The sequence below is a fragment of the Bradyrhizobium sp. USDA 4472 genome (assembly GCF_054058595.1).
In genome coordinates this window covers 3,551,967-3,567,032 of sequence record NZ_JBSSAM010000001.1, presented here as the reverse complement: position 1 = coordinate 3,567,032, position 15,066 = coordinate 3,551,967, and the positions used below count along the sequence as shown (strand labels likewise).

Annotated in this window: 17 protein-coding genes, 1 tRNA gene and 1 pseudogene; 11 read left to right on the top strand and 8 right to left on the bottom strand. The window is 63.5% G+C overall.

Annotated features, from left to right (window positions below; genetic code table 11):
- Positions 1 to 173: 173 nt before the first annotated feature.
- Positions 174 to 410, top strand: a pseudogene (locus ACVWZ4_RS16450) (histidine kinase dimerization/phospho-acceptor domain-containing protein); the annotation flags it as partial.
- A gap of 32 nt (positions 411 to 442) precedes the next feature.
- Here ACVWZ4_RS16450 and ACVWZ4_RS16445 read toward each other — a convergent pair.
- Complete coding sequence (locus ACVWZ4_RS16445) at positions 443 to 583, bottom strand: hypothetical protein (RefSeq protein ID WP_007597071.1); 141 nt, start codon at positions 581 to 583, stop codon at positions 443 to 445.
- A gap of 458 nt (positions 584 to 1,041) precedes the next feature.
- Between ACVWZ4_RS16445 and ACVWZ4_RS16440 the strand changes: the two genes are divergently transcribed.
- A complete protein-coding gene (locus tag ACVWZ4_RS16440) occupies positions 1,042 to 1,968 on the top strand; it encodes an alpha/beta hydrolase (protein WP_456738280.1) in 927 nt (308 codons plus the stop codon).
- Between the two features lie 172 nt (positions 1,969 to 2,140).
- Positions 2,141 to 3,376, top strand: coding sequence for an ABC transporter substrate-binding protein (locus ACVWZ4_RS16435; RefSeq protein WP_456699762.1), 1,236 nt, complete (start codon positions 2,141 to 2,143; stop codon positions 3,374 to 3,376).
- A gap of 221 nt (positions 3,377 to 3,597) precedes the next feature.
- Here the strand turns inward: ACVWZ4_RS16435 and ACVWZ4_RS16430 are convergent, their stop codons facing one another.
- A complete protein-coding gene (locus ACVWZ4_RS16430) occupies positions 3,598 to 3,735 on the bottom strand; it encodes a hypothetical protein (RefSeq protein ID WP_456740748.1) in 138 nt (45 codons plus the stop codon).
- Positions 3,736 to 3,842: 107 nt separating this feature from the next.
- On the opposite strand from ACVWZ4_RS16430, the gene ACVWZ4_RS16425 reads away from it, so the two are divergent.
- A complete protein-coding gene (locus tag ACVWZ4_RS16425) occupies positions 3,843 to 4,934 on the top strand; it encodes an enolase C-terminal domain-like protein (RefSeq protein WP_456699764.1) in 1,092 nt (363 codons plus the stop codon).
- 10 nt (positions 4,935 to 4,944) lie between these two features.
- On the opposite strand, the gene ACVWZ4_RS16420 is transcribed toward ACVWZ4_RS16425, so the two are convergent.
- Complete coding sequence (locus ACVWZ4_RS16420) at positions 4,945 to 6,372, bottom strand: sulfatase family protein (RefSeq protein WP_456740747.1); 1,428 nt, start codon at positions 6,370 to 6,372, stop codon at positions 4,945 to 4,947.
- Between the two features lie 170 nt (positions 6,373 to 6,542).
- On the opposite strand from ACVWZ4_RS16420, the gene ACVWZ4_RS16415 reads away from it, so the two are divergent.
- Genes ACVWZ4_RS16415 through ACVWZ4_RS16400 form a run of 4 tightly spaced genes read left to right on the top strand, consistent with a single transcriptional unit; the run spans position 6,543 to position 10,420 of the window.
- The gene (locus ACVWZ4_RS16415; RefSeq protein WP_456699766.1) at positions 6,543 to 7,307 is read left to right on the top strand and encodes a FadR/GntR family transcriptional regulator; all 765 of its coding nucleotides are present in this window, start codon (positions 6,543 to 6,545) and stop codon (positions 7,305 to 7,307) included.
- A gap of 27 nt (positions 7,308 to 7,334) precedes the next feature.
- Complete coding sequence (locus tag ACVWZ4_RS16410) at positions 7,335 to 8,687, top strand: ABC transporter substrate-binding protein (protein WP_456740746.1); 1,353 nt, start codon at positions 7,335 to 7,337, stop codon at positions 8,685 to 8,687.
- Positions 8,688 to 8,693: 6 nt separating this feature from the next.
- Entirely contained in the window at positions 8,694 to 9,596 is a 903-nt protein-coding gene (locus tag ACVWZ4_RS16405; RefSeq protein ID WP_456699768.1) for a carbohydrate ABC transporter permease, read from the top strand.
- On the top strand, positions 9,593 to 10,420 hold the full coding sequence (locus ACVWZ4_RS16400; protein ID WP_456699769.1) for a carbohydrate ABC transporter permease: 828 nt from the start codon (positions 9,593 to 9,595) through the stop codon (positions 10,418 to 10,420). Before ACVWZ4_RS16405 ends, ACVWZ4_RS16400 begins: the two co-directional genes overlap by 4 nt.
- Before the next feature lie 179 nt (positions 10,421 to 10,599).
- Here the strand turns inward: ACVWZ4_RS16400 and ACVWZ4_RS16395 are convergent, their stop codons facing one another.
- The 5 genes from ACVWZ4_RS16395 to cpdR all read right to left on the bottom strand — a co-directional run bounded on the left by ACVWZ4_RS16395 (position 10,600) and on the right by cpdR (position 12,439).
- Positions 10,600 to 10,845, bottom strand: a complete 246-nt coding sequence (locus ACVWZ4_RS16395) for a hypothetical protein (RefSeq protein ID WP_456740745.1) — start codon at positions 10,843 to 10,845, stop codon at positions 10,600 to 10,602.
- A gap of 155 nt (positions 10,846 to 11,000) precedes the next feature.
- Entirely contained in the window at positions 11,001 to 11,552 is a 552-nt protein-coding gene (locus tag ACVWZ4_RS16390) for a DUF488 domain-containing protein (protein ID WP_456740744.1), read from the bottom strand.
- A 16-nt stretch (positions 11,553 to 11,568) separates the two neighbouring features.
- Positions 11,569 to 11,784, bottom strand: coding sequence for a DUF2945 domain-containing protein (locus ACVWZ4_RS16385; protein WP_456699772.1), 216 nt, complete (start codon positions 11,782 to 11,784; stop codon positions 11,569 to 11,571).
- Positions 11,785 to 11,928: 144 nt separating this feature from the next.
- A tRNA-Val gene (locus ACVWZ4_RS16380) sits at positions 11,929 to 12,003 on the bottom strand.
- A 76-nt stretch (positions 12,004 to 12,079) separates the two neighbouring features.
- Positions 12,080 to 12,439 carry a cell cycle two-component system response regulator CpdR gene (gene cpdR / locus ACVWZ4_RS16375; RefSeq protein WP_007597092.1) on the bottom strand — a complete coding sequence of 120 codons (360 nt, stop codon included), beginning with the start codon at positions 12,437 to 12,439 and terminating at the stop codon, positions 12,080 to 12,082.
- 330 nt (positions 12,440 to 12,769) lie between these two features.
- On the opposite strand from cpdR, the gene ACVWZ4_RS16370 reads away from it, so the two are divergent.
- The 3 genes from ACVWZ4_RS16370 to hisN all read left to right on the top strand — a co-directional run bounded on the left by ACVWZ4_RS16370 (position 12,770) and on the right by hisN (position 14,978).
- A complete protein-coding gene (locus ACVWZ4_RS16370; protein ID WP_456699773.1) occupies positions 12,770 to 13,660 on the top strand; it encodes an N-formylglutamate amidohydrolase in 891 nt (296 codons plus the stop codon).
- 117 nt (positions 13,661 to 13,777) lie between these two features.
- Positions 13,778 to 13,960, top strand: a complete 183-nt coding sequence (locus tag ACVWZ4_RS16365) for a hypothetical protein (RefSeq protein ID WP_456737189.1) — start codon at positions 13,778 to 13,780, stop codon at positions 13,958 to 13,960.
- 235 nt (positions 13,961 to 14,195) lie between these two features.
- Positions 14,196 to 14,978 (top strand): histidinol-phosphatase, encoded by a 783-nt coding sequence (gene hisN / locus ACVWZ4_RS16360; RefSeq protein WP_456699775.1) that lies wholly within the window; start codon positions 14,196 to 14,198, stop codon positions 14,976 to 14,978.
- Positions 14,979 to 15,066 lie beyond the last annotated feature (88 nt).

The following is a 15,066-nucleotide window of genomic DNA, read 5'->3' as shown; positions in this document are numbered from 1 at the left end:
GCACGAAATCTGCAAAAGACTCCTGAAACCATGCAGACGTTGATCCGGGCTTCTGCACAAGGGCCATGCAGATTTCCTGGTGCCACCCATCGCGAAAGGTCATCTGCACATGACGAGCCCGGCTACGACGATCGCTGCGGAGATCCAGCCGATCAGGCATTTCTCGATTCCGTATCAAGGGCGCGGCCGAGCTTCTGCAGGATTCCTGTGAGGGCAAGGCCGAGGGCCTGACGCCGGCCGAGCAGCGGACCTTCATCGCCAACATCCTGTCCGATACCCGACGGCTCGAGGCGATGGCGCAGCGGCTGCGCGAGCTGGCTCGTGCCGAAAGCCTGCCGCAGAACGAGCGCACGGTTCTGGCGCCCGTGATCGCCGACCTGAGGAGCCGGTTTCCGGGCAGCTCCGGGGAGGGCGTGGCCTTCGAGCTTCGGTTTCCTGCGACCTAGATCGCAAACACCCAGGCGGCGACAATGGTGCCGATGGTGACGAGACCAGCGATGGTCCAGCCGGCGGCATATTCCAACTCAGGATGACCGGTCGCCCGCATGATCTCCGCCGGGTCGGCGGTATGCTTCTCTGCCATGACAGCCTCGCGCTTTACTCCAGCGTCTATGGATAAGTCGCACCAGCCGCCAACAGGTTCCATCACGGACGCGCGAACGGCGAAAAAGTCGAAAACAACCCCATGCAAAGTAGAACGACCTCGCCGGAATGCGGCGGGGTTGCGCTCGCCAGACGCCTGGCGCGCCGGAGCAAACGTCATCCCTGCGCAACTGCGAGATTGGCACGGCGGGATCGAATTTCGAGAGCCTGGGCAAGCCGAGCTGCACGATCGACCCCAATGCCTTCGGGCAGACGGACGGCAGCCGCGCCGACTGCACGTCCAGCCGCGGATTAAAACAAAGAACAGGCTCAGGGTGCCGTGAAAACGCCGCAAGACCAACCAACAAGAGAAACCAACAAAGTAGTAATGTGGCAAATTGAAAAGACCGGCCAAACCGGCCCGCCAATATGAATTGCGCCAGCCCCGGCAACCTCATGATGAAGAATTGTCTGGTATTTTTGCTTCTCCTGACCGTGACCGCGGCTTCTGCGCATGGCCTGTTGCCGGTGCGGCCACCGTCCGATCTTGTCCTGACAGGCCTCACCGATAGCGACACCACTGCCGGCGGCGTCGCGCGGCTGTGCGAGCAGGTCACCTTCGCGCGCGGCCTGCGCTATGGCGACAGCGAGGCCAATGTGCTCGACGTCGCGACCAGCGAGGCCACCAAGGCGGACACGCCGCGGCCGGTGCTGCTGTTCGTGGCGGGCGACACGTTCACCGGCGACCGCGGCGCGCCGGAGCTGTCCCGCGACATCCAGGACGAGGCGATGTGCTTCGCCGCGCGCAACGGCATGATCGGGGTGCGCGTGAATTATCGCCTGGCCCCGGCGGCGACCTGGCCGATGGGCGCGACCGACGTGGCAGCGGCGCTGTCGTGGATCCACGGCAATATCGACCTGTTCAACGGCGATGCCCGCGAGATCGTCGCAGTCGGCTATGGCGCCGGCGCATTCCATGTCGCGAGCCTCTTGGCGCATCCCGAGTTGCAGGCCGACCGCGCCGATCTCGCTGCCGTGGTGCTGGTCTCCGGCATCTACCGCGCCGGTAAGGATGCCAGCGACAGCGAGAAAGCCTATTTCGGCGCTGACCCCGCTCAATATGACAAGCGCTCGGTATTTCCCGGTATTCTCAATGTCGAGGAGCCGATCTTGCTGGCCTGGGCCGCCAACGATCCCGCGCATCTCGTTGCACAAGGCGAGACGCTGAAGAAAACGCTCTGCGGCGCCGGCCACTGCCCGCGCACCACGCTGCTGCGCAGCCACGACGGCATCGCCGCAGCGTTCGGTTTGGACGGCTCCGGCGACAGCCTCGCGGAGCCGACGCTGCTGCTGGTGCATCAGTTGGAGGCGCGCGGGCTGCCGTAGCCGCGGCTCGGCGACGTGTCTCAGCATTTCCCGCGCACCCCTCTCAAGCCCGTCAACACGTCTGCCGCTTCCTCTCGGGGTGCCACAGGATTGCCAAACGCTTGACGTAGATCAAGTTGCCTTGGTGCAGAACGAGCCGACTTCGTTCGGGGCCAGCGACAAGGTGTCGAGCATGCGCGTCACCGGCAGACTGTTGTTCGTTTTGATCGCCGCGCTCGCTTCGCTGGGGGCGATGTCGCAGCAGCGTTCCGAGCAACCCAGCTCCGATCCCGGATCGGACAAGGACATCCGCATCGGCAACATCGTGCCCTATTCGGGGCCGCTCTCGGAGTTCGGCGCGATCGGCAAGGCGGAGGCCGCCTATTTCGACATGATCAACGATCGCGGCGGCATCAACGGCCGCAAGATCCGCTTCATCAGCCGCGACGACAATTCCGATCCCGCGACAGCGCTGCAGTTGACCCGCGATCTCGTCGAGAAGGACAACGTGCAGCTGATGTTCGGCTCATTCGGCACACCAGGCAATCTCGCCACGCGCTGGTACCTGAACGAGAGGAAGATCCCGCAGCTGTTCGTCGCCTCCGGCGACGAGGAGCTGAGCCAGGCCAGGGCGTTTCCCTGGACCATGGGTTGGCAACCGCCCTACCGGTCGGAGGGACGCATCTACGCCAATTACATCCAGGCCTATTATCCCCGGAAGAAGATCGTCGTTCTCTGGCAGAACGACCAGTTCGGCCGGATGCTCTACAAGGGCATCCAGGAGGGGCTCGGCGACCTGAACCGCCAGGTCCTGGTCGACGTCGCCTTCGACATCAACGACGAGCATCTCGAAGGGCACGTCTCGATCCTCAAGCGCGCGGATGCGGATATCTTCGTCTTTCTCGGTGTGCCCTCGACCGCGGCCAAGGTGATCCAGCTGGCGGCCTCGCTGCACTGGCACCCGGTGTTCATCGTCAACGATGCCTCCGCCTCGATCGCCAACGCGATGGCGCCCGCGGGCCTGGAGAATTCGGCCGGGGTGATCTCGGCGGCCTTCCTGAAGGACCCGAGTGATCCCGCCTGGAAGGACGATCCGGCCATGAAGGACTGGTTCGCCTTCATGGACAAGTTCTATCAGGTCGAGAGCGCGAACAGCAGCGCGGCACTGTACGGCTATGCCGCGGCCGAGGCCCTGACGCAGGTTCTGAAGCAATGCGGTGACGACTTCTCACGCGAGAACATCATGCGCCAGGCGGCGTCGCTGCGGAATTATCACCCATCGGTGGCGCTGCCCAACATCAGGATGAACACGTCGCCGGACAGCTATCTGCCGATCAAGCAGATGAGGCTGGTACAATTTGATGGGCGCTCGTGGCAGCCGTTCGGCGCGGTGATCGAGACGGCGTTCACGGAAGGGGCGGCAAGGTGAGGTGACTTATTTCACGATTGTATGCGGGCTTGCTCCGCCTCGCCCGCTTGTCGGAGAGGGCGATGCGCTCGCAGAGCGCGGCGGGTGAGGGTTCTCAGCACGGCGGGACATCATCCACTTTCCCGATGCGGAGGCCCCCCCCCTCCCCAACCTTCCCCCGCAAGCGGGAGAGGGAGCGCACCTGGCCCTTGGCAACGTCCGGGTTCAATAGGAGCTCCCCCTCACGCCGGATTCAGCGACGCCCGCGCGCTCTCCAGCAGCGAGCGCACGCGCGCGGCATCGCCTGATTTCGCCACGGCGGGAGCGAGATAAAGCTCGAGGCCCGGCGCGCGCTCGGTGATGACGCCGCTCCGCCGCATCGTTGAGCGCGTCCAACCCAATGATGATAAGTCGCGGCAGACGCCTTTTCGTTTCATGACGAATGTCTAAGATCGCTCATGAACCTGCATTCACACCGTGAGACCCCATGACCGAGACCATCCGTATCACGCGCTTCAAGGCGCGCCCCGTGATCGTGCCGATGAATTTGCCGCTGAAGACCTCGACCGGCGCGGTCGCGCAGGCGCCGCTGGTGCTGATCGACTGCGAGACCGACCAGGGCGCGGTGGGCCGTGCCTATCTGTTTGCGATCACGCCGTCGGCCCTGAAGCCGTTGACCGCGATGGTCGCGGAGATGTCGCAGCTCGTCGCCGGCGACGAGCTGCTGCCGTTCGAGATCGAGCGCAAGCTGACCCAGCGCTTCACGCTGCTCGGGCTTGCCGGGCTGCAACGGCTGGCGCAGTCCGGCATCGACATGGCGGCGTGGGATGCACTGGCACGTAGCAGAGCCCTGCCGCTGGCGCGGCTGCTCGGCGGCGCGCCGAAGCCGGTGAAGGCCTACAATTCGAAGGGGCTCGGCATCATGCCCGTTGGCGCCGCGGTGGAGGAAGCCCACAAGCTGCTGGCCGAAGGCTTCCACGCCGCCAAGATCCGCGTCGGCCGGCCCGATGCGCGGGAGGATCTCGCCGTGGTCCGCGCGGTGCGCAAGGCCGTCGGCGACGACGTGACGCTGATGTGCGACTACAATCAGGCGCTGACGATCACCGAAGCGATCCGCCGCGGCGAGATGCTCGACGACGAGGGGTTGAGCTGGATCGAGGAGCCGATCCGTCACGACGATTATGCGGGCTGCGCCCGCATCGCGGATGCGCTGCGCACGCCGGTCCAGATCGGCGAGAACTTTGACGGCGCCTTGGCGATGCAGGCCGCGCTCTCGGCCGAGGCCTGCGACTATGTGATGCCCGACGTGCAGCGCATCGGCGGCGTCACCGGTTGGCTGCGCGCCGCGTCACTGGCGCACGCCGCAGGCATCGAGATGTCGACGCATCTGTTCTCGGAAGTCAGCGCGCACCTGCTCTGCGTAACGCCGACGGCGCACTGGCTGGAATATGTCGACTGGGCCGATGCGGTGCTGGCGAGCCGGCTGAAGATCAAGGACGGCTATGCGCTGCCAAGCGAGGAGCCGGGGAATGGGATCGAATGGGATGAAGGGGCGGTGAGCAAGTATCTGGCGGGGTGATTGAAGCTGCTCACCGCGCCGCCGCATTCAGGTCCATCGTCTCCAACAGGCTATTCTGGCGCCAGTCGATGAAGGCATCCTTGAGGCGGTTGATCTCGCCGGCATGCTCGGGCATGCCCCAGAGATTGTGGCGCTCGAACGGATCGGTCGCGAGGTCGAACAGCTGGCCGTCCGCGGCGCCGTGAATGAACACGACCTTCCACCTGTCATCGCGCACCATCGTGATCAGCCTTGCGCCGGTCATGGCAACGTCGCCGGCCTGCTCGGAGAAAACGACATCGCGGCCGGTCCATGCCTCGCCCTTCAGGGCCGGCAGCAGGCTGCGAGCCTGGAACGGCTTTGGATGCTCGGCGCCGGCAAGATCCAGGATGGTCGGCGCAAGATCGAACAGCTGGCACTTCCCGCGGATGCGGCGGCCGCCGGAGAGCAGGCTGGGCGACCAGAACAGCAGCGGGATGCGGGTTACGGGCTCGTACATCGACCATTTCTGGCTGAGACCGTGCTCACCGAGATTGTCGCCATGGTCCGACATGAAGACGACGACGCAATTATCGAGGTACCCCTTGTCCTCGAGCGTCTGGATCAGACGGCCGATCTGCTCGTCGATCATGGTGACGTTGGCATAATAATGCGCGCGAAGGCGGCGCATCTCTTCATGCGTGGGCTGAAGCTTCCATGACACCGCGTCGTGATCCACTTCAGTGTCGTGGCGGCGCTTCTCCTTGAGGTACGCCGGCAGGCCCTCGATCTCCGCGTCGGTCGGTTGCGGCACCGGAAGATCGTTGCGGGCGAGATAGTGCTCCAGATATTCCGGCAGCGGATCATAGGGCGGATGCGGCCCCGGCAGGCCGATCTGCATGAACAGCGCCGCCGGCTTGGGGCGCGTCTGCAGCCACCACATCGCGGTCTCAGCGACGAAGATGTCCGGGTGCAGCGACTTCGGCATCTCCCAGGTAAAGGCGCCCATGCGGTCGCCATAGTCGGGCAGGCTGCGATAGCCGGCGCGCGACGGTTTTGTCAGCTTGTGCGCCGCGAAGGCCTTGTCGAGCTCGTCGGCGAACCAGCGGCCCTCGAAGAAGCGATCCTTGTTCTCGACCACGAAGCGTTCGTGGAAGCCGGCCTTCGCGTCATAGGGGATGGTGTGCATCTTGCCGACATTGACGCTGTGATAGCCGGCTTCGCCCAGCTTGCTGACCCAGGTCTTCTGCCAGTGCTGGCCGTTCTTCAGCACGCCCGAGGCGTGCGGATAGAGCCCGGAGAACAGTGCCGCGCGCGAGGGCACGCAGCTCGGCGCGTTGATGAAGCAATTGTCGAAATAGACGCCCTCACGCACCAGGCGGTCGAGGTTCGGCGTCTTCATGTGGGGGTGGCCCGTCGCCGCGATCGTGTCGAAACGCTGCTGGTCGGTCATGACCAGGATGATGTGGGGCTTTGTCACGATGGCATTGTCCTGTGCGGCACTGCGTCAATAGATATATGTCTGACATAATAATTCTTGTCAAACGAGGATGGATTTGATTATCTGCTTTCACCGGCGCAATTATGCGCCATTCTTCGCACGCAAGCAAAATAAATCAGACATTTCAATTCCACGAATCCAGGATCGCCGTGGCAAAATCTCCCAGCAAGGACAGCCCGCAATCGAGCGCCCAGGTCGCCCGTGAGGTGGCGCGGATGATCCTGACCGGGGTCTGGCGCGAAGGCACGACCTTGCCGCGCGAGATCGAGTTGGCGTCGCGCTTCGATGTCAGCCGCGCCTCGATCCGGGAGGCGCTGTCGCTGCTCAAGGCCAAGGGCCTGATCGCCTCGAAACAGAAGGCCGGCACCCATGTGCGGGCGCGGTTCGACTGGAACATGCTCGACGAGGAGCTCTTGAACTGGACGCTGTCGGCGCTGCCGACGCAGGAATTCGCCAAGCAGATCCTCGAAGTACGCCGCATCGTGGAGCCGGAGGCCTGCGCCATCTGCGCGCTGCGCGGCACCGACGAAGACTTTGCGCGGATCGAGCGCGCCTATCGCGGCATGGATGCGGCCGGCATGGACCGCGTCGCCTATGCCGAGCCTGATTTGCAATTCCACCGCGGCATTCTCATTGCCACCGGCAATGATTTCCTGATCGCGTTCGGCGCGACGGTCGCGGCCGCACTGCGGATGTCATTCGACTTGTCGAGCACCAATCCCGGCGCGCCGCGGAAAAGCCTGCCCTATCACCGCGCCGTGCTCGACGAGATCTGGGCGCGCAATCCCGATGGTGCGCGCCAGGCGATGCACAAGCTGATGGACCTCACCGAAGGGAACATCATCACGGCCATGGCGCGCCAGAAGAAGAAGGACGCCGAGGACGAGAACGTCCGCACCAGACGGACGCGTTGAAGCCTAACATCAATGAGGGAGGTAAGGATGAAAAACGCATCGCGCGCGAGCTCGATCACCCGCCGCAAATTGCTGAAAGCGAGTGCCGCGGGCGCGGCGTTGGCCGCATTTCCGGCGCCGCTGATCGCCCAGACAAAACCGTTTGCCGGCGTCACGCTGCACGGCGCCTCGTTCCAGCACCGCTTCTTCACGCTGCTACAAAAATACATACCCGAGTTCGAGGAGAAGACCGGCATGAAGGTCGACCTCCAGCTCTCGGCCCTGCCCGTCTACAACCAGCAGGCCAATCTCGAATTGTCGTCTGGCGGCTCGGCTTATGATTTCGTCAACGTCACCTTCACGCTGGCGACGCGCTGGATCGCCGCCGGTCTGCTCGCCAATCTCGACGAGTTCACGGGCGATGCCAACCTGACTGCGGCGGAGTGGAATCCGAAGGATTTCGTCGATGGCGCGCAGGTGCCCTATCGCGACGCCAAGGGCGCCACTTACGGCTATTCCTGGGAAGGCGGCGCCATGCTGATGGGCCTGTCGCGCATGGACCTGATGGAGAAGAAGGGGCTGAAGATCCCCAAAACCTTCGCCGAGCTGCAGCAGGTTTGCGCCGAGATCAACGGCACCGATGGGGTCAGCGGCCTGGTGTCGTGGTTCCTGCACAACTGGAATCTACCGCCCTACATCCAGGGCTTTGGCGGCAACATCTTCAAAAATCCGCCGGGCGATCCGATGCCGGCGCTGAATACGCCCGAGGCGATTCAGGGCGTCGAGTTCTATGCGAACCTCCTGAAGAGCGCGCCGAAAGGCGTGTTGACCTACACCGAGGACCAGGCCCGGCAGGCGATGCTGACCGGGCGCGCCAACATCTTCATCCATTCCAGCGCCTGGGTCACGCCGATCCTGCTCTCGGACGAGAGCAAGGTGAAGGACACTTCGCGTGTGGTGCGCTCGCCCGCCGGCCCCGTGCACGATTATCCGGCCTCGAACAGCCAGGGCCTCGGCATTCCCAAGAACGCCAAGAACCAGAAGGCGGCGTGGGAATTCATCAAATGGGCGCTCGGCCCCGAGATCTCGATGAAGCTCGTGAAGGAGCACGGCCACTCCTCGATCTGCCGCCGCTCGATCATCACCAGCGATGAGTATCGCAAGCTCAACACGGTGAACGGCCAGGATCTCGGCGCGCTCTATCTCGAGGTTCTGGAACTGCCGGGCAAGGGCGAGAACTACATGGCTTATCGCACCACCAAGGAATTCCCTGTTGTCGGCGACGTCCTCAACAAGGCATTCGAGCAGGTCGCAACCGGCCAGCTGCCGGCCAAGGACGCCATGAACGCAGCGCAAGACCAGGCCATTGCCGCACTCCGCCGCGCCGGGGCGAAGCTTTGAGCGAGAGTGGAATTGACCGAGAGCGGAATTGACCTGGAGCGCCGAAGGTTCATCGCCTTCGCGCTCACCCCAAGCCTGATCGTGCTGTTCGCCGTCGCCGTGCTGCCGGCGATCTATCTGGTCGTGACCAGCCTGACGCCGTTCCAGCTGACGACGCCGGGCTCGGCCACCGATTTCAGCGAGCCGTTGCGTAACTATTCGCTGCTACCGGGCGATCCGCGCTTCGTCAACTCGCTGGCTGTGCAGGCCAAGCTCTCGGTCGCGAGCGTGCTGTTCCAGGTGCTGCTCGGCATGCTGCTGGCGCTGTTGTTGAACGTGCCGTCGCGTTTCGTCGAACTCGCCCGCACGTTCTTCTTAATCCCGATGGTGCTGCCGCCGATCGTGGTGGCGGTGATCTGGAAGCTGATCTACGCGCCCGACATCAGCCCGCTTTACTACGCGGCGCAGGCGCTGCATTTCACGCTGCCGGCACTGACGTCAAACGTCGATTTCGCGCTGACCTCGATCATCATCGCGGACACCTGGGAATGGTTGCCGTTCACCTTCCTGATGGTGCTGGCGGCGCTGCAAACCATTCCCGACGAATATTCGGAAGCTGCCCTCGTCGACGGCGCCAACAAGCTGCAGATCTTTTGGTACGTCACCCTGCCCTTCATCACGCCGATCCTGGTGATCTCAGGTATGTTCCGCCTGATCGACAGCGTGAAGGCGTTTCCGCTGATCTTCCTGCTCACTGGTGGCGGCCCGGGCACCGTCACTGAAGTCACCAATTATTACGCATACCTCCTCGCCTTCGACACCAACGAGATCGGCTATTCCAGCGCGGTCACCGTGGTGATGCTGCTGCTGGTCTGCGGCATCAGCCTTGGCGTGGTCTGGATGGGCCGCCGCCGCGAGGCACTGGCATGAACGAATCGTCCCTCCGCAAGGCCACGCCCGGCCGGCTGATCGCAATCACGGTCACGCTGCTGATCCTGCTGTCGCCGTTCCTGTGGCTATTGCAGATGAGCTTCAAGACCAACGACCAGATCCTGCAATTCCCGCCGCCGCTGATCTTCACGCCGACGCTGCAGAATTACATCGCGCTCTGGCACAGCGCGTTCTCGGCCTCCTTCGTCAACAGCCTGCTCAGCGCCTCGCTTTCGACCGCACTGGCGCTGCTGTTTGGCGTGCCAGCGGCCTACGCACTGTCGCGCTGGTCTGGCCGCGGCAAGCACGGGCTGTCCTTCGCCATCCTGGTGACCCGCATGGCGCCGCCGATCGCCTTCACGATTCCGTTCTTCCTGTTCTATCGCTGGATCGGCCTGCTCGACACCATCACCGGCCTCGTGCTGGTCTACACCAGCTTCAACCTGCCGCTGGTGATCTGGATGATGCAGCCGTTCTTCGACACGATTCCCGTCTCGCTGGAGGAAGCAGCCCTCGTCGACGGCGCGCGGACCCGCACGGTATTCACCAGAATCGTGTTGCCAATGGTGACGCCGGGGATCGCGGCGACCGCGATCCTGTGCTTCCTCTACGCCTGGAACGATTTCTTTTTCGCGCTGATCCTGACCCGCACCAATGCGCGCACCGCGCCGGTCGCCGTCGTCAACTTCATGAATTACGAGGGCTGGGAATGGGGCAAGATCGCCGCCGGCGGCTCGCTGGTGATGGCGCCGGTGCTGATCTTCTCGCTCGCGGTGCGCCGCTATCTCGTGTCCGGGCTGACGGCCGGCGCAGTCAAGGGCTGATGCTATGAGGCTGCAAAACAGCCCTTTTGCGGTCGTCAGCGAAGCTCCGTCATCCCTAGGCGCGAGTGGCGCAATGCAAAGCATTGCGCCGGGAGCCTCGAAGGATGCGCGGCCCGGATGCAGCCGGGCCGTCGCTCCTCGAGGGCCGCTGAAGAAGCAGGGTGACGGCAATAGTCCGGCTACCACGTCTCGGCGCCAGGGATCTTCCTGCGCACCGCCATGCGCTGGATCCAGATGCAGCGGCGGACGGATCTGTTTGAGCGGCCGACGGCGGATATGCCCTCGCCGGCCTGAAGCAGCGGCGCCACGGTCTCGCGCAGCGCACGGCAGCGCTGCAGTTCGGCCTGCCAATCGATGATCGCCGCATCAGCGCGCGTTGCCGTCAGCACCAGCACCGCGAGGACAAGACAGATCGGCCGCGTCATCCGCATTCCCTTCCCCGTGAAATGCACCACATCGAAGCATCGTCCATATCATAGCGCGATGTAACCGACACGGACGGGGCCACGCCCGACACGTCTATTTCGATCATTTCATTTTCAAACCGGGAGCGGAAGCAGGCAATGCTGGCGACATCTCATCAGGGAGCGCCTGACTGCTCCTGCGCGGGATAATCGAGCCGGCCGTCAGGAAGGACGTGCGCGGCTGAATTCATCGTGGCCTCGTCGACCTGTCCGGGACCGAGAATGTGAAACACCGTCTCGCCGGCGGCGAGCAGGTAGTCGGTGATGATCCGACGGTGACAGCGCCACCACAAGGTCTCCGCACACATGATGGCGCAGCGCCGCGTCTGCGCCAGCTCGCGCAAATGCGCGAGGCCCTCGTGAAAGGCCGCGCCCATGGCGTGGTCGGCGTAATTGTGGAAGCTGTCGTTCTGCCAGAACGCGTTGGTCTCGCGCGGCACCTCGCGCGTGCGGCTGCGCAGGCCGCCGAGCGAGGCAATGTGCTCGTAGCCGATCGCAAATGCCGCCAGCGTTTGCGGCAGCGTCTCGCGATCATATTGCGGATTGGTGCGCGAGCGCGGCACGGTGCGGACATCGGCGACGAAGCTGACGGAGCAGCCTTGCAGGAGCGCGACGAAGTCCTCGATCGAACGTGTGGCGTGGCCGATCGTGAAGAAGGGGTGAGCCATGGCAGGCCTCGTCGGCTCAGCTCTCGAGCCGCCGCAACGCCTTGCCTTTGTGCAGGGCGACGTGATCGGTCTTGTCGCTCTTGATCTCGTATTGCGGATCGTCCGCTGTCGCGTGGTGGGTGTGGCCCTTGTAGTCGACGTCGCTGGTGTGGACGCGCAGGATATGGCCGCGGACGCGGCCGGCCTCGGAATTCCAGCTGACGTGATCGCCGCGGTGAAAGGACTTGGGCATGGGGGAACAATGCCGGATGGGCGTGGCGCGTTCCAGGGAGATCGGCGCGAGACGCACCAGTCCGTCTACGCTCTGCGAGCTTCGCCGGACACGCTTCGCCGTCATCGGGCGTGGCTGCGCCACGCGAAGCCTTTTGGCGAAGCGTGGTGGGCACGACAGGGATCGAACCTGTGACCCCTACCATGTCAAGGTAGTGCTCTCCCGCTGAGCTACGTGCCCTAATAGTCCACTTGCGTCGGGTCGGGGTCCCTATAACGGCTCAGGGGAGCGTGCGCAAGGACGGAACGCGGCCGATTTAGGCCGCCAGCATCTTGTTCACTTCGCTCACCAATTCGCGCAGGTGAACGGGCTTGGACAGCACCTTGGCGTTCTTGGGGGCGTCTGAATCCGAGTTCAGGGCGACCGCCGCGAAGCCGGTGATGAACATGATCTTGATATCGGGATCCAGTTCCGAGGCCCGGCGGGCAAGCTCGATGCCGTCCATCTCCGGCATCACGATGTCGGTGAGCAGCATCTCGAACGGCTCTTCCCGCAAGCGCTGATAGGCAGCCATGCCGTTGTCATGGGACGAAACCTGAAAACCGGCGTTTTCCAGCGCCTTGACCAGGAAACGGCGCATGTCGTTGTCGTCTTCGGCGAGCAGGATTTTTGGCATGGCAGGAACGTCGAATCCCCAGAGGATAGGCAGAGGTCACTAAGCCCGACAGAGGGTAAATTTGGGGTGAAAATCTTAACCCTGTGACGGCTCACGCTGCGAGGGGTGTTGTGAACCGGAATGGGGTGCGAATCAATCGAGCCGCTGGCGTGTCCCCGCCTCCCTGCCCACACGGTTAAGACATGTTCCAGAGCGGACTCACGCTTTTTCGCTTGGCAGAATGGTTGCGATTCCGGACAATGAGGACACATAAGAGCCGCTCGACCGGCCGAATCATTCGATCTGGGTCCATGTCGGATCGTGCGGCGTGAAGGGACGAAGCCTGAGAAGATGACACGATTTGACGGCGACATGTCGCCAGCCTTCGACATCGTGGAGCCCGCCGTGTGGCGCGCGCCTGTTATCTTCAACTCGCCCCATTCCGGCTCGACCTACCCGGACGAATTCCTCAACGCTTCGCGGATCGACCTGCCGCAATTGCGGCGGTCGGAGGATTCCTTCATGGACGAGCTGATCGGCCATCTCAGCGCGCGCGGTTTTCCGACCGTGCGGGTCAACTTTCCCCGCTCCTATGTCGACGTCAACAGAGAGCCCTATGAGCTCGATCCCCGGATGTTCACCGGCCGCCTGCCGAGCTTTGCCAATACCCGGTCGATGCGGGTCGCGGGCGGATTAGGCACCATTCCGCGCGTGGTCGGCGACGGCCAGGAGATCTATCGCGACCGCATCCTGGTCGACGACGCGCTGGCGCGGATCGAGACGCTGTACAAGCCCTATCATCGCGCGCTGCGCCGGCTGATCAACAAGGTGCACCAGATGTTCGGCACCGTGGTGCTGGTCGACTGCCATTCGATGCCGTCGGTCGGGGTCAGCAGGGACGAGCCGCGCCGGCCCGACATCGTGATCGGCGACCGCTACGGCACGAGCTGTGTACCGTTGCTGCCCGACAGGATCGAGGAGACCATGACCGGGCTCGGCTATTCGATCGGCCGCAACAAGCCTTATGCGGGCGGCTTCATCACCGAGCATTACGGCAATCCGGCGAGCGGCCTGCATGCGGTACAGCTCGAGCTCAACCGCGCCATCTATATGGATGAGCGTCGCCGCGAACGCGGTCCGCGCTTTGCGCAGGTGGCGAGCGACTTCGGCGTGCTCGCCGATGTGCTGGCGACCACGATCCCGTTCGGCGACCTCGGCCCATTCCAGGCCGCGGCCGAATAGACGCGCCTCCTTCTCGAACGAGCGCGCTCTCTGCGAGAAGCGCGAATGCGTTTTCGTTTCGCACGCGAACGCGCGTGAAACTGAAAACGGAGATCGCAGAAAAAAGGGCCGCTTCTAATGAAGAAGCGGCCCAAGTCTAGGGAGGAAACGCCCAAGGAGGGCAGCGGTAACGCCAAGCGCTACCGCACCGCAACAATATGCGGCCGCGCCGCACAAAGCGCAAGGGTTTTTGAGCGGTTTCCCATGCAAAAAACACATGGCTCAATTGCTTTTAGCGAAATCCAGATTCAGTTTCTTTGATAAGCAAATTCAATGGGTTGATTGTCATTTGCAGACGAACGAGGCATGTACGGAACTAAGCTCTCAACACTGTGATCGATATTTGACCAGCGAATGGCTCGCGAGGCGGCTCATTTGGGCTGCCGGTATCCGCGCCCAAAATACCGGGGTGCAAACCAAGACAGCGCTGCACGGGAGGGGCGAATTGAGCTAGGCAGATGAGAGCTTCACCCGACTTTCGTTTTGAGGATGCGCCGTGACGGTGATCGACTTCTCTGCCTTCATCGGACGGCTCGCCACCGCCTCCGGCGAAACCATCCTGCCGTTCTTCCGCACCTCGCTGTCGATCGACGACAAGAGCAAGACCAAGGATTTCGACCCTGTGACGGAGGCCGACCGCGCCGCCGAGGCGGTGATGCGGCGCCTGATCAAGGCGAGCTTCCCCCAGCACGGCATCGTCGGCGAGGAATTCGGCAACGAGCGCGAGGACGCCGACTATGTCTGGGTGCTCGACCCCATCGACGGCACCAAGTCTTTCATCGGCGGCTTTCCGATCTGGGGCACGCTGATCGCGCTTCTGCACAAGGGCATGCCCGTCTACGGCATGATGCACCAGCCCTTCATCGGCGAGCGCTTCTCCGGCGACAACGGCTCGGCCAACTACAAGGGACCGTCCGGCGAGCGCCGGCTCCAGGTCCGCCGCTGCGCCTCGCTCTCGGAGGCGACGACCTACACCACCTCTCCCCTGCTGATGAACGAGCGCGACCGCGCCACCTTCGGCCGGATCGAGCGGGGTGCGCGGCTGTCGCGCTACGGCGGCGATTGCTATTCCTATTGCATGCTCGCCGCCGGCCATGTCGATCTCGTGGTCGAGACCGAGCTGAAGCCTTACGACATCGCGGCCCTGATCCCGATCGTCACCGGCGCCGGCGGCGTCGTCACCACCTGGGAGGGCAAGCCCGCCCAGGGCGGCGGTCGCATCATCGCGGCCGGCGACGCCAGAGTTCACGAAGAAGCACTCAAGCTGCTCAATCAATAACAACGCGAGTGGAAGCCTGCATGATCAGTCTCACGCAGGGGCTCTCGGGCCGAAGGTGCTGATCGACAACCGCGGCGGCCACGGCGGC

Coding starts and splice junctions, on each gene's coding strand:
- ACVWZ4_RS16435 (WP_456699762.1), top strand. CDS start 2,141: ATGCGCGTCACCGGCAGACTGTTGTTCGTTTTGATCGCCGCGCTCGCT.
- ACVWZ4_RS16370 (WP_456699773.1), top strand. CDS start 12,770: ATGACACGATTTGACGGCGACATGTCGCCAGCCTTCGACATCGTGGAG.
- ACVWZ4_RS16385 (WP_456699772.1), bottom strand. CDS start 11,784: ATGCCCAAGTCCTTTCACCGCGGCGATCACGTCAGCTGGAATTCCGAG.
- ACVWZ4_RS16395 (WP_456740745.1), bottom strand. CDS start 10,845: ATGACGCGGCCGATCTGTCTTGTCCTCGCGGTGCTGGTGCTGACGGCA.
- cpdR (WP_007597092.1), bottom strand. CDS start 12,439: ATGCCAAAAATCCTGCTCGCCGAAGACGACAACGACATGCGCCGTTTC.
- ACVWZ4_RS16390 (WP_456740744.1), bottom strand. CDS start 11,552: ATGGCTCACCCCTTCTTCACGATCGGCCACGCCACACGTTCGATCGAG.
- ACVWZ4_RS16440 (WP_456738280.1), top strand. CDS start 1,042: ATGAAGAATTGTCTGGTATTTTTGCTTCTCCTGACCGTGACCGCGGCT.
- ACVWZ4_RS16365 (WP_456737189.1), top strand. CDS start 13,778: ATGAAGAAGCGGCCCAAGTCTAGGGAGGAAACGCCCAAGGAGGGCAGC.
- ACVWZ4_RS16400 (WP_456699769.1), top strand. CDS start 9,593: ATGAACGAATCGTCCCTCCGCAAGGCCACGCCCGGCCGGCTGATCGCA.
- ACVWZ4_RS16430 (WP_456740748.1), bottom strand. CDS start 3,735: ATGCGGCGGAGCGGCGTCATCACCGAGCGCGCGCCGGGCCTCGAGCTT.
- ACVWZ4_RS16410 (WP_456740746.1), top strand. CDS start 7,335: ATGAAAAACGCATCGCGCGCGAGCTCGATCACCCGCCGCAAATTGCTG.
- ACVWZ4_RS16445 (WP_007597071.1), bottom strand. CDS start 583: ATGGCAGAGAAGCATACCGCCGACCCGGCGGAGATCATGCGGGCGACC.
- ACVWZ4_RS16425 (WP_456699764.1), top strand. CDS start 3,843: ATGACCGAGACCATCCGTATCACGCGCTTCAAGGCGCGCCCCGTGATC.